Consider the following 19651-nt stretch of genomic DNA (forward strand, 5'->3'; position numbering starts at 1 on the left):
TTTTCAATTTAAATGTTCATAATTAGCAGCAACCCAGTGAAGGAGCACATCCAAACCAGAAAGCGAGAACTACAACGGCAAAGCCAAGCATAAGCAAGCTTACATAGATAAGACCGATGCACTGCATGCGCTTCTGCCAAATCTTACCACTGGCACCCAGTGTGTGCATAGCCGACCAGAATCCATGAGCAATATGGAACCAAATGGCGCAGAACCATACCAGATACAGGATTGAGATGACTGGATTTGAAAATGTGTCAACGATGTAAGCAAAACCGTCGGCAGGATGGTGAGTTCCAAGAATACCGAAAATCTCGGCAAACATCATGTTGTACCAGAAATCCTTCAGGTGCATAATCAAACCGAAAAGGATGATAAGACCCAGCACAAGCATGTTGCTTGAAGCCCATCGCTCGGCTACATCAAACAGACCGTTGTTGTTGGTCGTTGTTGACACCTCATAACGATTTTCGCCACGTGCCTTGCGGTTCTGAGCTGTCAGAATGAAGGCATAGACAATGTGAATCACTGCCAAGGCAGCCAAACCAAGTGTTGCTACAACAGCATACCAGTTGGCACCCAGGAATTCGCAAATCATGTTGTAACCCTCTTCAGAGAACAGCGCGACCAGGTTCATGCAGCAATGGAATGTCAAGAACAAGATCAGCGCAATGCCCGTTACAGACATTACAACTTTTCTACCAATTGATGAATTGAATAACCACATAAGTTGTTGAGTTTTTAATGAATTATTGAATGTTATATACTTACTTGTTAGTACCTGCTCACTCGATTAGGGGACAAAGTTAGTCAAAAATTGCGATTTCAGCAAGTGTTTTTGGGAAAAAGTGCGTTTTTTTAGTAAATCAATCCCATTTTCGTGTAGTTTTTCATATCTTTGCTGCGTCTAATGGGCAAAAAGATTCAATTAACAGACGAAACAATGAACGCATTAGAAAAGCAATTTGCGCAAACCGCAGCAGAACACAAAAGCACCATCTACACCGTGTGCTACATGTTCTCGCAAGATGCCGACGAGGTGAACGACCTGTTCCAGGAAGTACTAGTGAATCTGTGGAAAGGATACGAGAACTTTGAGCATCGGAGTGATATCAAAACGTGGATTTACCGCGTGGCGCTGAACACCTGTATATCGATCGATAGGAGGAAGCGCCGCCAGGCCACCGAACGCCTAACCATGGACATCAACCTGTTTGAAGATCGCGACGAGGACACACGCCAGGTGGACATGCTCCACAAGCGTATTGCCAAGCTCCAGCCTTTCGACCGCGCCATCGTCCTGCTCTGGCTCGAAAACCTCAGCTATGAGGAGATCGGACAGATAGTAGGCATCACGACCAAAAACGTCAGTGTACGTCTGTTTAGAATCCGTGAACAGTTAAAACAAATGTCGAACGATTAAAATGATCCCATTATGAACAACGAGAATTTTGAATTAGAGAATATGCGTGAGCAGATGAACACGCTGAAGAGTAAGCTTGACAAGCAGACGATTGTGAACGAGCGCTTCATCCGCCAATCGATGAACAAAACTGCAAGTTCTATCAGCCGCAGATACTATGTGATTATGGCGCTGAGCGTGCTAATGGTACCCTATGGCTACTGGGTGTTCTACAAGATGTGCGGTTTTTCACTCGCCTTTTGGATTATCACCAGCATCTTTATGCTAATATGCGGTGGAGCTACCTACTACAACAGCCGCAACGTGAACGATACTAACCTGATGCGTAGCAACCTAGTTGAGGCAAGCCGGAAAATGGCCCGTGCCAAGAAGTTCGAGGCCAACTGGCTTTTCTTCGGAATCCCGGCAGTCATTCTGTGGTTCAGCTGGTTCATGTACAACATGTATGTAGTCAACAACGACGCACTGCACGAAGGCATCTTCTGGGGTGGCTGCATCGGCGGTATAATCGGATCCATCATGGGGGTGCGCATACACATCAAAACACAGCGAGAGTATCAGGAGATTATAGATACTATCGAGGATATCACTGCCGAAGACTGATCATCCGGCAATATTAAGTGACTACAGTTCGGCATCTTGCATCAGGTATTCACTGGGCAACATGCCGAACTCTTTCTTAAAGCATTTTGTGAAATACTTAGGCGTATTGAATCCCACTGCCATTGAGAGCTCTGTCATTTTAATATTGGGTTTCTGCCTAAGTATGCTACATGCCTCCTTCAAACGGATACTGTTGATAAATGCTGTTACATTCTCGCCTGTGAGCGCACGCAACTTGTTATACAGAGTTGAAGAAGACACACACATGTCGGAGGCAAACTGCTCGCGATCATAATCAGCATCATCCAGATGCTGTTTCACACAATCGATAGCTTTCTGCAGGAACAACTCATCTGGCGACGAATGCTGTTGCTCCTCTACCTCAAGAACTTTGCGGGCTCCCTCAAACTGCTTCATCACCATCATCTCACGATAATGCAGCAGTTCATTCACACGCTGCTGCAACCGAGCTTTGCGGTTGACACGCGCCTTATACCACTCTTTCACACCATAAGCTGCTGCTGCCATAAGTATCACATAGATAAGATAGGCCCACCATGTAAGATACCATGGTGGCAGCACACACACCTCGATGGAATATGGCATCTCAACAAGACGGCCATAGCTATCAACGGCACGGAGGTTCAGCTGATAAGTGCCTGCAGGAAGATTCTGATAAGTGGCCAGACGATTCTGGGCATCAGTATGATGCCAATCCAGATCATATCCTTCAAGGAAATAAGAATACTGACACTGCTCTTGACTCTGATAGGCCAACAACGCAAACTCTACAGAGAATTTCCTTGTATCTGCTGGTATCGTAATCTTACGTGTATAGAAAGGCTGCTCGCGTGAGATGACACGACGCTGCAAAGAGTCGCTCCATTGATAAGACTGATCATCCAAAAGCAGATCGGTAACCACCAACGACGGAGAAGCTCCCTGTTGCCAGCGTTCTATCTCGGCAGCATCAAATGAGAAAAAGCCCTTGGCACTACCATAAAACAACTCCTTGCCATATCTGAAGGCGCCATTAGAAGAGAAACTGATGGCCTCTATACCATCCTCCATATTATAATAAGTAGGTGTTACTTGCTGGCTGGATGACGAAAAGCACACCAAACCTTTGTCGGTAGATAACCACACCTTTCCATTACCATCACCTTGGATAGAGTAAATACTACCCACCCCGAAAGAATAATGATGATTCACAGGAATGAATGCATCCGATTCGCTATCATACTGAAAGATGTCACCGCTGTTAGAAATGGCCCATAACTGATGGGCAGAATTTTCGTAAATAGCAATGGCCTCATCAAGCGGATAGTTATTGGAAACAGGAGCATATTGATGATAAACAAACGACTGAGGCTTGTCGGGATTGCCTGTAACACGGATGATTCCATGCCCCTCTGTGGCAACCCACAAGCGGTGCTGATGATCTTCGAATATGGACAGAACATGACTATTACTGAAATCACGCTTGTCTTCGCTCATCCTAAGCATCCGACCTTTTGTTTCAGAAAAGGCAATACCAATACCATTATGCGAACCAACCAGTATGGCACCATTGGACAAGGCATGAAGGGCACTCACGTCACTATCACTAATAAAGGGCGTGCTACCACGAAGTAGCAAACGAGTGGTTTCACCTTCTTTCCAAATCAGAACACCACGCGAACTGGCTAGCCAAAGCGATCCGTCGGGACGCCCCAGCATATCTGAGATAATCTGCACATAAATACCTTGCAACCCAGTCTCGTTCTCAAATCCAGGAATCATATTGTTATAGAGAACCTGATTAGTGCGCCTATCGTAAAACGCTAAGCCATAGGGTTGCAAGCCTAACCAGAAACGGTTGCCATCAATCGTAAACACCTTCTGGATGCGATTTACTGGTAGCTCAAGGCCTGCAGGATCGAGATGATAGAAATGAAAAGGCGAGGGTTTTGTACTCAAGTGGACAATACCATTATTTCGCGTCAGAGCCCAAAGATTACCCATTCCATCGGTCACCATATCGTAACAAAAAGTTAGTATGGGATAGTTCTCTACATCTGTCTCATCATCTAAATCTACACGTGTAAGACCTTCTATACAACAGCCCCAAACCGAATGACTAATCGAATCTTCTACCAAGCAGTGGAATGTTCGGAAGTCGGTTCTACCATCATTCATCTTATGCATGCCGGGATTGGCAACATTCTCTGGATGATCCAAGCGCACAATACCGTGCTCCCAAGTACCAACCCACAAGCGGCCTCGTCTGTCCATCAGCATCGCCTGGGCTGTATTACGCGCACTAAGAGGCGGATAGCTAACCATCTTACCCGTCTTCTTATTGAGGCGCAGCAATCCGCCTTCCCACGTGCCTATATAAAGATTGCCTTGAGCGTCGCCAGTAAGCGAGATAACACCTACGGACAGATTTATATCGATGAAATCGTCTTTTTCAGAATCATAACGCGACACGCCTGCATTGGTTCCTGCCCATACAGTGCCCGACTGATCGGTGAAAAGTGTATTGACCAATCCTGCATTATCGCCACGCAGGTGATAAGTCTTAAACGTGCCATATTTCCTGTTGTAGTGAGTCAGTCCGTCGCGGGTTCCTATCCAAAGACCATCATGCTTATCCTCAGTTATTGAACGAACATAATTATTTGGAAGGATGCCTGGCATATAGGCATTATTACGATAGGTCTGGAACTTGTATCCATCAAACGAACGAAGCCCTTGATCGGTGCCCACCCACATCATACCATAGTGATCGAACACCAGTTTTCGCGCCTCCTCGATGCCCTGAACAGGGGTCTGCGACATGATTCTGAGTGACACATGCCTACCCCAGACCATCTGACAGAATGCTAAGAATACTATTGGTAGTAAAAGTACACGTTTCATTAGTTAGGTATTTTATGCCTGCAAAGATACGAAACTTTTATTAATCATCCAAAAAAATCGCAAAAATAACATTTTGTTCCCGACAAATAATGATGATGGGACGTTGATATAAATCAATAATCGTACCTTTGCACCTGATAATTCCAAATACTAACTCAAGAAAAATGAAGAAGATTCTATTCATCGCATCAATGCTTCTGGCCTTAACTGTCCAGACCGATGCAAAAACAAAAAAGACACTTACAGAAAAGGACATGGGTGCCTATCTGTTTACGTATTTCAACGACCCCACCCACTCGTTGTTCATGGCCATCAGCTATGACGGCTATACGTTTACTGCAGTTAACAATGGTGAGCCCATCATTTCCGGCGATTCCATCGCAGACCAACATGGTATCCGCGACCCACACATCTATCGTGCACCTAATGGCAAGTTCTACATCGCCATGACCGATCTGCATGTATTTGGTCGAGAAATGGGATTGCGTGCCACACAATGGGAGCGTCCCGACGAGTATGGCTGGGGGAACAACCGCGGATTGGTACTGATGGCCAGTGACGACCTGATTCATTGGACTCACCACGAGGCACATATTGACCAGCTCTTCCCAGAAAAATTCGGCAAGATTGGTTGCGCTTGGGCTCCACAAACTATTTGGGACCCAGCAGTGGGCAAACCAATGGTTTACTTCACCATCCGCCAGCAGGCCGGTGGCAGAACCAAGTTGTATTACAGCTATGCCGACGAAGCATTTACCACATTGGAAACAGAGCCTCAGCTATTGTTTGAATATCCTGACGAGAAGATACAGGTGCTTGATGCTGACATCTGCCGCATGCCTGACGGACGTTATTTCATGAGTTATGTGGCACAGGAGAATCCTGGCGGCATCAAATATATGATTAGCGATAAAATCAACCATTTCAACGACTATCATGCTGAACAGATAGATAGTGAAAATTGTGGCTGCGAGGCTCCAAACGTATGGAAACGCATTGGTCAGAAGAAATGGGTGCTGATGTACGACATTTATAGTGTAAATCCTCATAACTTCGGTTTTGTGGAGACAAGCGACTTCAAGACATTCAAGCCATTGGGCCGTTTCAACGAAGGTGTGATGAAAGCCACAAATTTCTCTTCGCCCAAACACGGAAGCGTGATTCATATCACCAAAGCCGAGGCTAAACGTATTGAGAACTATTGGAACAACCAGCAGAAGAAAGTCAAGATGATCCGTTCTGGTGAGATTTGGCCAGATGTGAGCGGGCGCCATATCAATGCCCATGGAGGTGGCATCATGAAGTATGGCGACACCTACTACTGGTTTGGCGAGAACAAATGCGACACCACCTCATCGGCTATGATTGGCGTACAATGCTATTCATCGAAAGACTTGATGAACTGGCAGAACCGTGGTGTAGCCCTCTACGTGAGCGATGACCGACGTAGCGATATCACACGCGGCTGCGTGCTGGAACGCCCAAAAGTTATATATAATAAGGTAACAAAGAAATTCTGCATGTGGTTTCATCTGGAGCTGAAAGGCAAAGGTTACAGTGCAGCCCGCTATGGTGTAGCAGTAAGCGATAAGCCAGAAGGACCTTATAAGTTTCTCTATTCTCAGCGTGCCAATGCAGGCACTTATCCAGTTGAGTTCGGAAAAGAAGAATTAGCCACTCTCGACACACTGAACAACGACAACTTCAAAGAATGGTGGACACCTACATGGCGCGAAGCTATCAAAAAGGGTCTCTTCTTGAAACGCGATTTCGGTACTGGACAGATGGCACGCGACATGACGCTTTATGTAGATGATGACGGCAAAGCTTATCATATATTCTCGTCAGAAGACAACCTGACACTGCACATTGCAGAGCTGACCAACGACTACCTGCATCACTCTGGTCGTTACACCCGTGTGGCTCCTGGCGGACAGAATGAGGCACCAGCCATCTTCAAAAAAGACGGCACATACTGGATGATTACCTCAGGATGCACAGGCTGGGCACCAAACGAGGCACGTATGTTCTCCGCTCCAAGTATCTGGGGACCTTGGACCCAGCATCCCACACCATGTGTAGGACCTAAGTCGGAGATCACGTTCGAAGGACAGTCAACTTTCATCCTGCCTTATGGTGACAACTTCATTTTTATGGCAGATATCTGGCGCCCTAAGCACCCAAGCGACGCCCGTTATATTTGGTTGCCCATAGAATTTGAGGGTGGCAAACCTGTAATCAGGTGGCGCGATGCGTGGAATCTCGGTGAATTGGGGAAGAAATAACGATTTGTTCCCCAAAATTCACTGATTGTTACCCTTGATTTATATCAATCAACGTATCTTTGCAACCAGATTTCGAAGAGAAAATACTTATCATTAACAATTATACAATAAACTTAAAACAGTAACAAATGAAGTATGCTAAACTAAATCTTCCATCAAAGAAGCTGTGCTTTGTGATGGCGTTGGCAGCCGGAATGGTATCGTTCCCAATGCCAACAATGGCAGAACAAATTGTTCAGAACATCCAGCAAAATGGTGTTGTGAAAGGTCAAGTGACTGACAAGTATGGTGAACCCGTCATCGGTGCCACCGTAAAAGTCAAAAATGCTAAAGCAGGAACAGTAACTGATTACGATGGAAACTTTGTTCTTAATGTACAAAACTCTGGTACGCTGGTTGTGACCTATATCGGCTACCTGACAAAGGAAATCCCCTTTACCATCGGTCAAACATTAAACATCTCCATTGAAGAAGATGCTACTGCACTCGACGAAGTTGTTGTAGTAGGTTATGGTGTTCAGAAGAAATCAGATGTAACAGGTTCTGTTACCTCTATTAATAAAGATCGCCTGAGCAAGCTGCCTGTAACCAACGTTCTGCAAGCCGTTCAGGGTGCTGCAGCTGGCGTAACCATTTCTCAGGGTTCATCTATCCCTGGTGATGCACCTTCTGCACTTATACGTGGACGTAACTCAATCAATGCAGGTACTGGTCCATACATTGTAGTGGACGGTATCCCCATCTCAAAAAGTGGCGGTTCACTCAACGATATCAACCCAGCTGATATCGAGTCAATGGAAATCTTGAAGGACGCTTCAGCTACAGCTATCTATGGTACCAATGGTGCTAATGGTGTTATCCTGATTACTACTAAGCATGGTAAGGATGGTAAACCTACAGTGAGCTACAATGGCTACATCGGTATTGAGGATTTTGCTAAGAAGATGGACTTCTGTAACGGTGCCCAGATTACTCAGCGCTATAAAGACTATGTAGCACAGAACCCAGGAGAGACCATGTATAATGACTTCGTAAAGAACCAGAACGAGGCTGCAGCTCAGGCTGCTGGTCAAGAGACTGACTGGATTTACGATATGGTTTCGCAAACAGGTATCATTCAGGATCATAACGTAACCGTGAATGGAGGTGCTGAAAAAATCAAGTACTTCATCTCAGGCGACTATATGAACCAGAAGGGTGTGCTGAAAGGCTTCAACTACAAGCGCTATTCTATGCGTATGAATATTGATGCTGATGTAACAGACTACTTGAAGATTGGTACTAACAGCTATATCGTATCACACAACCGCGACGGAGGTCGTGTAAACTTCCTGATGGCCGAGGCTATGTCACCTTACGGACAGGTTTACAACGAGGATGGCAGCTACTGCATCTATCCAATGTACACCGAGAGTCTGTTCTTCAACCCAATGCGTGATGTAAACCAGGATCATGAGCGCCGCCAGTGGAATATCAACCTGAACTCTTATGCCGAAATGGACTTTGGTAAGATTTGGGCTCCTCTGGCAGGTTTGCGTTACAAATTCAACTTCGGTTATTCATTTGTTCCACGCCGTGAGAACTATTACAATGGTGCTGAGCAGAACGACCAGAATGGTTACGGCTATATCTTCAATGCAGAAACTCAGAGCCGCACTGTAGAGAACATTCTTACATACGCTAAGGATATCCAGAAGCATCACTTCGACATTACTTTGCTATATGCATCTTCTCGCAAAAAGTATCACGACAACACAGCAACTGGTGCTAAGTTCATCAACGACGAGCTCTCTTGGCACAACCTTGGTGGTGGTGGCACACAGACAGCAAAGTCATATACCGACCTGTATAAGACTGTTTCTCAGATGGGACGTCTGAACTACTCTTATGACAGCCGCTACCTTTTCACCTTCACAGTACGTCGCGACGGTTCTTCTGTATTCGGTAACGACAATAAGTATGGTGTATTCCCATCAGTAGCTCTTGGTTGGAACATTGCCAACGAGAAATTCATGGAGAAAACACAGAACTGGCTGAACAACCTGAAGTTGCGCCTCTCTTACGGTAAGGCTGGTAATGAGGCTATCGGCGTGTACGAGACACTTGCCAAGATGTCGAACAATGCTCTGACCATGGACGGCCAGTCGGCTACAGCTCTGTATCCAAGCAGCCGCATGGGTAACAGCGGTCTGGGTTGGGAGACTACCAAGACCTTCAACATCGGTCTTGACTTCGGATTCCTGAACAACCGCATCAATGGTAACATCGACTTCTACACATCTTCTACCTCTGACCTGCTTTTGCAGCGCAACCTGCCAAAGGTTTCTGGTTACTCTAATGTATATATGAACATGGGTAAGACTGCCAACAAGGGTCTTGAGGTTACCATCAACTCTAAGAATATTGTAACCAAGGACTTTACATGGGGCACCTCACTTGTATGGTCATGGAATAAAAACGAAATCAAGGACCTCTATGGTGACAAGCAGGATGACCTGGGTAACCGTTGGTTCATCGGCGAGCCTATCAGCGTGATCTACGATTATGTTATGGAAGGCATCTGGCAGAAAGACGAAATTGAGCGTGGCGACCATCTGAAGCAGGATCCACAGGCTCAGGCAGGTGACGTGAAACTGGCCGACCTCGATGGTGATGGCAAGATCACACCAGAAGGCGACAAGAAGATTCAAGGCCAGACTACTCCAAAGTGGATTGGTGGTTTGACAAATACCTTCACCTACAAAAATCTCACACTGAGTGTATTCATCCAGACAGTACAGGGTTTGAAGCGTAACAACTCACTGTTGGCTATGGCCAGCGATGAAATGGGTCGCCGCAACTCTACCACAGAGATTGGCTACTGGACAGAGAGCAACCCAAGCAACGAGTATCGCTCACTGAGCAAGACTTCAAACCGTTGGGGATATGGATTCCCACGCAGTGCCGCATTCACTCGCGTAAAGGATATCACACTGAGCTACCAGTTCCCTGCACAGATCTGCAACATGCTGCACCTGAGCGCTCTGACAGTTTACGCCAGTGGTCGTAACCTCTGGACTATCACAAGCTGGAAGGGATGGGACCCAGAGTCAGACATCACACAGCGCGGATGGGGTGGCTATGAGAACAACTACCCCATGACGAAGAGCATGGTATTCGGTCTTAACGTTACATTCTAAATTCAAGGAGATACAATTATGAAACTAAAAAACATTATATATTCAGCATTGGCTGTCAGCGCACTCACTTTGACTTCTTGCAGCGACAGCTATTTGGATGAGAAGATGTACTCAAACTACGGCACCGACGTTGCCGATGTTGAGGCAAAGCTCATAGGTCTGCATTACAAATATGCCGCAATCTGGGGTATGTCTAGCCGTCAGGGATTCACTGGAATCTGGCAGGACGGTACCGATGTAGGTGCTCCTGGCGACACAGAAGGTGTAGAGGTTCCATTCTTTCAGTATGGCTCACTGGTATCAGACAATGGCGGTGTAAGCTTCCTTTGGGAGAATCTGTACAGCATTATCAATAGTGCAAATATCGTCATTAACACAGAAGGTGTTGACCCTGCAGCCAAGGGCGAAGCCGAGTTCTTCCGTGCATATGCTTATAATCTGCTTGTAACCCTTTGGGGACCAGTACCCCTCATCACCGAGAGCAAGGCAGAGCCTCGCACCGATTTCACTCGTAATGCTGTAGCAGAGGTTGACGCTGTGATCGCAGCCGACTTGAACGATGCTATTGCCAATCTTCCTGAGGTTGGAAAGACAAAGACACAGAACCGTATCAACAAAGACTGTGCACGCATTCTGGCTGGTGAAGCATTCAACCGCATGGGCAAATATGCCGAAGCTGAGGCAGCTGTAACAGCCACCATCAGCAGTGGTAACTATAAACTCATCTCTGAGCGTTATGGAAAATATCTAGGTGAGGCAGGCGACTACTACAGCGATATGTTCCGCTGGCACAATCAGCGCCGTTCAGAGGGCAACACTGAGGGTATCTGGGTATTCCAGATGGAGTATAATCGCGACGTAACAGGTGGTACCATCGACAACCCACAGCAGCGCCGTAACTGGGTAGCCGCATTCCACAAAATCGATGGTATGCAGAATGCAGACTCTATTGGTGGTCGTGGAAATGGCCGTCTGCGTTTGAGCAACTATGTGAAATACGGTGTTTATGAGAAGGGCGATATTCGCAACTCTAATCACAATATCCGCCGTGTGCTTTATTACAACAAGCCCAATTGGAGCAGCAAGATTTGGGTAAAGGACGGATTCAAGGTTGATGAGGGCACAGCAGGTGCTACACAACTGAGCGTTAAGACTGGCGATAGAGCATATTGGACTGTTAAGGATACGTTGAATGTTATGTATCCACACACCACTAAGTGGGGTGGCTACGATCCAACAGATGACTTTGGTTATGCGCTTGTTAAAGACTGGCCTTTGATGCGTCTGGCAGATGCATATCTGCTCCGTGCCGAGGCACGCGTTATGCAGAACAATACAGCTGGTGCTGCTGAGGATATCAATGTGCTGCGCGACCGTGCATTCAAGGCTTATCGTGCTGAGACTGGTAATGCAGAAGCCGGTAAGGTAACAGCTGCACAGATGAACCTCGACTTTATCCTCGACGAGCGCATCCGCGAGTTGGTTGGCGAGGAAAATCGCCGCTACACACTGTGCCGTACAGGTAAGCTAGCTGAGCGCGTAAAGATGATCATGGATAAGTGGGCCGAGGGAACCGACAGCAAGAAGATTACCGGTTTCGATGCATCTAAGCACACGCTGCTGCCTATTCCTCTGTCAGAGATTCAGCTCAACAAGGATGCTGACCTGCAGCAGAATCCAGGCTATTAATATGTATCGATTGTTCATACTTAAATAGTTATTTGTTAGTATTTCTAAGGTGGAGGGGCGGCCTAAATCCATTAGGCTGCCCCCTTTTATTAAGAATTAACGGATATACGCATTCATTTATAAAATGATATTCGTATCTTTGCAACCCAAACTGAAACAAACAAAGATGAGAAAATTAGTATTATTCATGTGTTTACTTGCCGCAACAGCCAGTCAAGCAAAGCGCTGGACGGTTGGAGAGGTGAAAGACGTGATACGCCAGGTGAACACCTATTGGCAGGCAAACAATCCTGCAGAGGTACGATCTTTCTGGGATAATGCTGCCTACCACACAGGCAACATGGAAGTTTACAAACTGCTAAAAGATCAGCAGATGCTTGATTATAGCATACGCTGGGCAGAGTACAATCAATGGAAAGGGGCTACCGAAGCTGATCCAGCAAAATGGAAGTACAAGAATTATGGCGAAGGGCAGGATTATGTACTTTTTGGCGACTGGCAGATATGCTTCCAGACGTATATCGATTTGTACAACCTAGCCCCCGACAAGAAGAAAGTAGCTCGCGCCAAGGAGGTCTTGGGTTACGAGGCCGACTCAAAGGTGCACGACTATTGGTGGTGGGCTGATGCTCTCTACATGGTGATGCCTGCTCTGACCAAAATGTACAAACTGACCGGAGATACTAAGTATCTACGCAAACTATACGAGAATATCCTCTATAGTGACAGTATCATGCTCGACAAAGAGACAGGACTCTACTTCCGTGATGGCAAGTATATCTATCCGAAACACAAAACAGCCAAGGGCAAGAAGGACTTTTGGGCACGTGGAGACGGATGGGTTTTAGCAGGACTAGCTAAGGTTTTGCAGGATATGCCTGAGACCTACGCACGCCAGCCATTCTTCGTAGAGAAATATGTGAATCTGGCTCGTGGTGTAAAGAAACTGCAGCAGCCACAAGGCCACTGGACCCGTTCGATGATGGATCCAGAGCAGGCTCCTGGCTATGAGACCAGCGGCACAGCCTTCTTCTGCTATGGTTTGCTGTGGGGCGTCAATCATGGTTACCTGTCAAAAAAGGAGTTTGCTCCTACCATTGATAAAGCTTGGAACTACCTCACCACCATTGCTCTGCAAAAAGACGGTAAGGTGGGATATGTGCAGCCCATCGGTGAGCGTGCCATTCCTGGTCAGACCGTTGATGCCAACTCACAAGCCAATTTTGGAGTAGGCGCTTTCTTGCTTGCTGCATGTGAATACGTAAACTATATCAGTCGATGAATATACTGTTGACGATAGCTATCAGTCTTTCAAGTCTGTTACCAAAGGCTGAGGATTCCTTCTGGCGCGACTCCATCCCGCAGGAGATGAAGCAGAGTTACGTAAGTTATGGTGAACAATATCAGGGCAAAGCATGGACAGCTTTGCCCTGGACCGTTTTTGCGGAGAACAAGATAACTGGCAATCGCGTGAACTACGAAGCTATCTGTTTCGAAAAGCGCCGCCATCTGGCTGCACTTGTGATGGCAGAGATTGCAGAAGGAAAAGGCCGATTTATAAACGATATCATCGATGGAATCGGCAGCTTCTGCGAGGAAACCTGGTGGGGTATTCCTGCCCATTACGGCAAACGCATTCCTCTACAGGAGATACAGGAGGTTGACTTGTTTAATGCAGAAACAGCCAGTTTGATTGTATGGACTCGCTACATGCTGGAGAAACAGTTGGATGCTTTCTCGCCTGATATCTGCCAGCGCATAGACCGAGAGATAGAGCAACGAATCTTAAAGCCTGCAGTAGCCAACAACTACTGGTGGAAGACTGCAGGTATGAATTGGAACCCATGGATATGTAGCAACTGGCTGGCCTGTGTGCTGGTTTGCGAGAAAGACGAGACCCGCAAGGCCGAAGCTATCGCTCAGATAGAGAAAGCCACCTTAGCTTTTATAGATGCCTATCCCGAGGATGGTGGTTGCGATGAGGGCCCTGGCTATTGGGACAGAGCTGCCGCCTCGATGTTTGAGGTGCTCAGGCTGTTGCCTGAGGATTCTAGTCTAGCTAGATTAACTAGGAGGGCTAGTAGTGCTAGTAATACTAGCATCTCTAGGAAGATTGGGGCGATGGCTGCTTATTGCTACAAAACCTATATCGGGCACGACTACTGCATGAACTTTGCTGATGCGCACGAGAACAAGTCTGTTCAGCAAGTAAACATCGTGTATCCGTTCGGTCATTGGCTGAACGATAAAACCATGCGCGAATTTGGTGCTTACTTAGGACGAACCAAGCAGGTACTAACCCAGCCCGCTAAACTTTACGACAAGAGCGGTAACTTCCCCACATTGGGACGCGAGCTGTTCTTCTTGCGAAATATTCGCGATTTCATAGCAGAAAAGCCTCAGGAGCCGCTGATTAAGGATACGTGGTTACCTGACCTACAGATTATGGCAGCGCGCCGTGGTGACCATTTTACGGCCTTTAAGGGCGGGAACAACGGTGAGAGTCACAATCACAACGACGTGGGTTCATTCTTGGTTTATGTTAATAACGAACCGCTGTTCATAGATCCGGGTGTAGGCGAATATACCGCCAGGACCTTCAGCAACAGTCGTTATGAGATATGGACCATGCAGTCGGGCTATCATAATCTGCCACAGATTAACGGGACCGACCAACAGGATGGTAAGGCGTTTGGCGCCAAAATCGTAAGGCATCAAAACGGGCAGCTGACACTCGACATAGCAGGTGCCTACCCAAAAGAGGCTGATGTAAAAACATGGAAGCGCACCGTTGCAGCCACCAAATCGAGGGTAACAGTTACAGAGGATTTTGAACTTAACTCCTACAAAGCCCCTACCCGTCTGATGCTGATGACCACCAACCCCGAAGCGCTGAAACACATCAGCTACAACGCTAACCAAATGGAAGCTTCTATCGAGGATATCAGCAATCTGCTTGACCCACTGCTGCAAAACATTTGGGGACCGAAGATGTACCGCGTAGTGCTGACGGTGAAATCGACTAAGACTAAGCAACAAATTAAATATTATATCAGATGAATAGACTACTATTTACTATAGCTTTGTTGGCTGCATTAACGACTCGACTCTGTGCTCAGCACTCAACCCTTTCAGTAACCAACCCTAGCGATCACCAACGCCAAGAAGTGGTAGCATTCAACCTACAGGCTGTATATAGCAAATCAGGCCTAGCTGCTGGCGAACCATTCGTTATTAAAAATGGTTTCGGCCAGGAACAAACTTATCAGCTATCGCATGATGGCAAGTTGCTGATGTATGTATCGGTTCTGCCTCATAGCAAGGCCGTGTTCACCATCACCAAAGGTCAGCCAGCTGCGATGAAATCGTATGTTTATGGCAGACTGTTCCCTGAACGTGCCGATGATATGACATGGGAAAACGATTGTGGTATCTATCGCGTTTACGGCCCTGCCCTACAGCGTAGTGGCGAGAAATCATTTGGTACCGATGTATGGACCAAGAGCACCTCAGAGCTGGTGCTTGAGAAACGCTACAAACAGCATTTGTGGGGTGTGGGACAGAGAGACTCGCTAAAAAGAGCAGGCTACCCCAAGGAGAGCAACGATATCTACGTAGCTACCTCGTTCCACCACGATCATGGTGAGGGAATGGACGTGTATTCCGTTGGTCCTAGCTTAGGCTGTGGCGCTCCAGCGCTGATGAAGAATGGCGAACTGGTATTTCCTTATTGCTTTAAAAACTACAAGATATTAGATAACGGTCCGCTGCGTTTCACCGTTGAGCTCACCTACCATCCCAATAGCGATGGCGTAACTGAGCACCGACTGATCAGTCTGGACCGAGGTTCACATTATAACAAGACAACTGTTTGGTACGATGATTTGAAACAGCCTACAGCATGGGCTACAGGCGTGGTACTGAATGGTGAGGGCGAACTAGCACTTGGCAAAGACTATGTGCTGTATGCCGACCCAACAGATAATCCTAAAATAAACCAGTCGCAGATATACGTAGGCACCTTGTTTCCTGAAGGCGTAGATGAAACCACCAAGCTAAGCGGCAACAAGAACCACGCTATAGGTATCGTGCACCAATATGCCGGTAAGCCCTATACCTATTACTTCGGCTCTGCCTGGAGCAAATACGACGTGAAGACAATGGCTGAGTGGCAGCTACTGGCCAGCAGCTATCTGTACAATATCAAGAATCCATTAATAACAGACGTACAATGAAAAGAACAACAACCCTGTTGGTATTAGCCTTCATGCTGGTGATACCAACGCAAGCCAAAAAGACAAAAACGGTAGTACAAACCGATCGCCAGTATTGGTGCTCATTGGCCTACAAGATGGCTCAACCCGTATTGGAGAATATGTCAAAAGGTGAACTACAGAAGAACATGAAAACAGAGTTCTCGCCATCGTTTGATAATCGCGATCGCTCGGTAGTGTATATGGAGACCTTCGGTCGCCTGATGGCAGGCGTGGCTCCTTGGCTTTCTCTGCCCGACGACAACACCGCAGAGAGCCAGCAGCGCCACCAGTTACGCGAATGGGCATTGGCAGCCTATAAGAACGCTGTTGACCCTGCATCGCCCGACTATCTGTGCTGGGGCAAGGCTGGACAGAACTTAGTAGATGCTGCTTATATCGCCGAATCGTTTCTGCGCGCCTGGGACACCCTGTGGCAACCATTAGACGAGGTAACCAAGCAGCGTTACATCAAAGAGTTTCAGGCTTTAAGAAAAATCGACCCACCCTACACCAACTGGTTCCTGTTCTCATCTACCATCGAGAGCCTGCTGGCCAAGGCTGGTGCACAGTACGACGAGTTTCGTGTGAACACCACCTGTCGTAAGGTAGAAGAGTGGTATGTAGGTGATGGTTGGTATGCCGACGGACCTGTGTTTGCTTTCGACTATTACAGTAGCTATGTGTTCCACGCTATGTATCTGGAAACCCTGCAGGCTATGGTAGATGCTAAGGCCAACACCCGCATCGACTATCAGAAGTACTACGATCGCGCCCTGAAGCGTGCGCAGAAGCATGCTATCATCCTGGAGCGTTTCATCTCGCCAGAGGGCACTTTTCCTGTAGTTGGTCGCTCTATCCCCTATCGTACAGCAGCTATGCAGACATTAGCCCTGATTGCCTGGTACCAGAAACTGCCCAAGGAACTGAGCAACGGACAGGTGCGCGCTGCCCTCACCAAGGTACATCATCGCATGTTCGACTATCAGCAGAACTTTAACGATGCCGGCTATCTGACTATCGGTTTCTGCGGACATCAGCCTGAGGTAGCCGATTGGTACACCAACAATGGCTCGCTCTATCTTACGAGCCTCAGCTTTATGCCACTTGGTTTGCCTGCCGATCATCCTTTCTGGACCGATGCAGCAGAGCCTTGGACACAAGTAAAAGCCTGGAACGGACAATCGTTCCCTAAGGACCACCGATGGGGTGATGACATCCGCACTCATGATAAATGGTAGAAGTATTAGAACTATAAGCAACAAAAGAAACACGGGTCGCCTAGAAATGGGCGGCCCGTGCTGATAAAAGAGGATACTAACTAATTAACTTCTTTATGCGAACTAATTAATTTCTATAAGCAGGGTTCTGATAAGCATCCTTCTCCTCCTTCGACATGATCAGACCATCAAGCTGACCCTGTGGGATAGGACGGATGTAGTAACCAGCAGGAATATCACGCTTATACTCCTTCAGATCCTTATCGGTGTAACCATCACCAGCGATGTGGTAGGTTCCGGCACGCTCGGCCCACTTCTGAGTACGAACGAGGTCGAACCAACGGTATCCCTCACCCCAGTACTCACGGCTACGCTCGTCGAGGATAAAGTCGATATCAATAACAGCAGGTGTAGCAGCAACCATCTCAGCACTCTTATCAACAGAAACAACCTTATTGTCGTTCTGAGAGAAAGTCTGCTTACCGGCACGGGCGCGGAGCACGTTAACCAGTGTCTTAGCCTCAGCCTGCTTGTTCAACTTAACGGCAGCCTCAGCACCAATCAGATAGAACTCAGAGAACTTAGCTACGTTCCAAGGACGTGGGCTACCACCGTTAACCTTTGAACCCAGACCACCTTCGTTGTCGGTACGATAGATACCAATCTTCCAGTTGATGGGGTACTTCTTACGACTGATGTGATTTACAGCCACTACGAAGTCGGCACGACCAGGCATCTCACCAAATCCGAGCTTGCCATCAGCACCAGTGTAGTTAATCTTGCTGTCCTCGCTCTCAGGAACCCAGCTGAAGTAAACCTCATTTGGATAAACCTTCTCGCCATTAGCACCGATTACATAAGGCTCAGTGTTACCACTCTTCTGCCAGTTGGTGTGATAGCGGAGTGTGAAGGTTGCATCGTAACGAGAGTCGATAGCCTTAACAGCATCTTCCCAAACACCACCTTCCATGAAGTTGTCGGCGATAGGTGCCATACGAGTCCAAGGACGACCGAGTGCCTGAACAGCCTCACGCTGGATGGGGTTGATAGTGTTACCCGAAGCAGCCTTGGCAATCATCTCGGTATAGTTCCAGGTCTCCATCCAGTAAGCGAAGTTCTCAGGAGAACCACCGCTACCCCATCCGTAGCCAGCACCGCCGTTACCAAACTTCTCGTCCTCATCATGATCGGCATAGAGCATGATCTCAGAGTTACGATCGTTGGTAGCCACGTTTACATCGTAGAATGTAGGCTGCAGCGCGTATGGGCCAGGATTGTTGATGGCAGCCATAGCTGTGTCGTAAGCCTTCTGGAAGTAGCTGTTAGCCTGACTGGCATCGCGGCTGCATTCAGGATAGGTAGGAATGTTATTAGGATTCTCCAACCACCAACCATATGTCAGATAAGCCTTAGCTAGGAACAGACGAGCCAGATTCTTGGTAGCAGTACCTGTCATACGTGGGTTCTCGGGCAGGTCGGCAACAGCCTTCTCAAGGTCAGCAAAGATAGCAGCATAAACCTCAGGAACAGTGTTACGAACAGAAGTACGAGTGGTAGAAGTGTTGAACTTCAGCTCGCCGGCACCCAGGTCGAGGGGCACACCACCGTAAGACTGAACGAGGATGAAGTAGTCGAAAGCACGGAAGAAGTGTGCCTCAGCCAGCAGAGCAGGGTCGATACCAGCCTCACCACCGTTCTCGATGATACCACTAGCAGTATTGATATTAGCGAATGCAGTTCCCCAGCATCCACCAGCGATGGTGTTAGTAGGAACCATCTGACCAACGCCAGAGAGGTCGGCATCCTTAAAGTTACCATCAGCACTCTGTGCATAGGTATATTCATCGGTACCAGTCTCAACGCTATTCAGATAGTAACCATTACCATAGAAATAGCGCAAGTGAGCATACAGTGAGGTCAGACCGCCCTCAATACCCGCCTTCGTAGTGAAGAATGTTGGGTCGAACTGGCTGCGAGGCTGCTCATCGAGCACGTCGCCGCAAGAAGTGAATGTTGTGGTAAGTCCACAGCAAACCAAGCCAGCAGCAAGGAAATATTTTATACTTTTAGTTTTCATAATTCTTTATTCTTTAAT

The 19651-nt window shown here is 47.3% G+C and carries 12 protein-coding genes; 9 read left to right on the forward strand and 3 right to left on the reverse strand.

The genetic code is table 11. The features are described from left to right. Nucleotides 1-22 precede the first annotated feature (22 nt). Entirely contained in the window at nucleotides 23-727 is a 705-nt protein-coding gene (locus T360_RS0107295) for a fumarate reductase (protein WP_028912196.1), read from the reverse strand. 216 nt (nucleotides 728-943) lie between these two features. On the opposite strand from T360_RS0107295, the gene T360_RS0107300 reads away from it, so the two are divergent. Next, the gene (locus T360_RS0107300) at nucleotides 944-1423 is read left to right on the forward strand and encodes an RNA polymerase sigma factor (protein ID WP_028912197.1); all 480 of its coding nucleotides are present in this window, start codon (nucleotides 944-946) and stop codon (nucleotides 1421-1423) included. Nucleotides 1424-1435: 12 nt separating this feature from the next. After that, nucleotides 1436-2026: a hypothetical protein gene (locus T360_RS0107305; RefSeq protein WP_036929091.1), complete on the forward strand. Its 591-nt coding sequence runs from the start codon at nucleotides 1436-1438 to the stop codon at nucleotides 2024-2026. Between the two features lie 21 nt (nucleotides 2027-2047). Here the strand turns inward: T360_RS0107305 and T360_RS0107310 are convergent, their stop codons facing one another. Next, entirely contained in the window at nucleotides 2048-4930 is a 2883-nt protein-coding gene (locus T360_RS0107310; protein WP_081772730.1) for a two-component regulator propeller domain-containing protein, read from the reverse strand. A gap of 1118 nt (nucleotides 4931-6048) precedes the next feature. On the opposite strand from T360_RS0107310, the gene T360_RS16515 reads away from it, so the two are divergent. The 7 genes from T360_RS16515 (at nucleotide 6049) to T360_RS0107345 (ending at nucleotide 17577) form a co-directional block, all read left to right on the forward strand. Continuing rightward, nucleotides 6049-7215 carry a glycoside hydrolase family 43 protein gene (locus T360_RS16515; protein ID WP_369793499.1) on the forward strand — a complete coding sequence of 389 codons (1167 nt, stop codon included), beginning with the start codon at nucleotides 6049-6051 and terminating at the stop codon, nucleotides 7213-7215. 128 nt (nucleotides 7216-7343) lie between these two features. Then, nucleotides 7344-10394 carry a TonB-dependent receptor gene (locus T360_RS0107320; protein WP_028912201.1) on the forward strand — a complete coding sequence of 1017 codons (3051 nt, stop codon included), beginning with the start codon at nucleotides 7344-7346 and terminating at the stop codon, nucleotides 10392-10394. 18 nt (nucleotides 10395-10412) lie between these two features. Beyond that, complete coding sequence (locus T360_RS0107325) at nucleotides 10413-12083, forward strand: RagB/SusD family nutrient uptake outer membrane protein (protein ID WP_028912202.1); 1671 nt, start codon at nucleotides 10413-10415, stop codon at nucleotides 12081-12083. A gap of 166 nt (nucleotides 12084-12249) precedes the next feature. Then, on the forward strand, nucleotides 12250-13365 hold the full coding sequence (locus tag T360_RS0107330) for a glycoside hydrolase family 88 protein (protein ID WP_028912203.1): 1116 nt from the start codon (nucleotides 12250-12252) through the stop codon (nucleotides 13363-13365). After that, a complete protein-coding gene (locus T360_RS0107335) occupies nucleotides 13362-15143 on the forward strand; it encodes a heparinase II/III family protein (protein WP_036929092.1) in 1782 nt (593 codons plus the stop codon). Before T360_RS0107330 ends, T360_RS0107335 begins: the two co-directional genes overlap by 4 nt. Further along, a complete protein-coding gene (locus tag T360_RS0107340) occupies nucleotides 15140-16318 on the forward strand; it encodes a DUF4861 family protein (protein ID WP_028912205.1) in 1179 nt (392 codons plus the stop codon). Before T360_RS0107335 ends, T360_RS0107340 begins: the two co-directional genes overlap by 4 nt. After that, a complete protein-coding gene (locus T360_RS0107345; RefSeq protein WP_028912206.1) occupies nucleotides 16315-17577 on the forward strand; it encodes a DUF2264 domain-containing protein in 1263 nt (420 codons plus the stop codon). The genes T360_RS0107340 and T360_RS0107345 overlap by 4 nt, the downstream gene beginning before the upstream one ends. A gap of 106 nt (nucleotides 17578-17683) precedes the next feature. Here the strand turns inward: T360_RS0107345 and T360_RS0107350 are convergent, their stop codons facing one another. Next, nucleotides 17684-19633: a RagB/SusD family nutrient uptake outer membrane protein gene (locus T360_RS0107350; protein WP_051523456.1), complete on the reverse strand. Its 1950-nt coding sequence runs from the start codon at nucleotides 19631-19633 to the stop codon at nucleotides 17684-17686. Between the last annotated feature and the right edge of the window lie 18 nt (nucleotides 19634-19651).

The organism is Prevotella sp. MA2016 (assembly GCF_000619825.1).
GTDB lineage: Bacteria > Bacteroidota > Bacteroidia > Bacteroidales > Bacteroidaceae > Prevotella.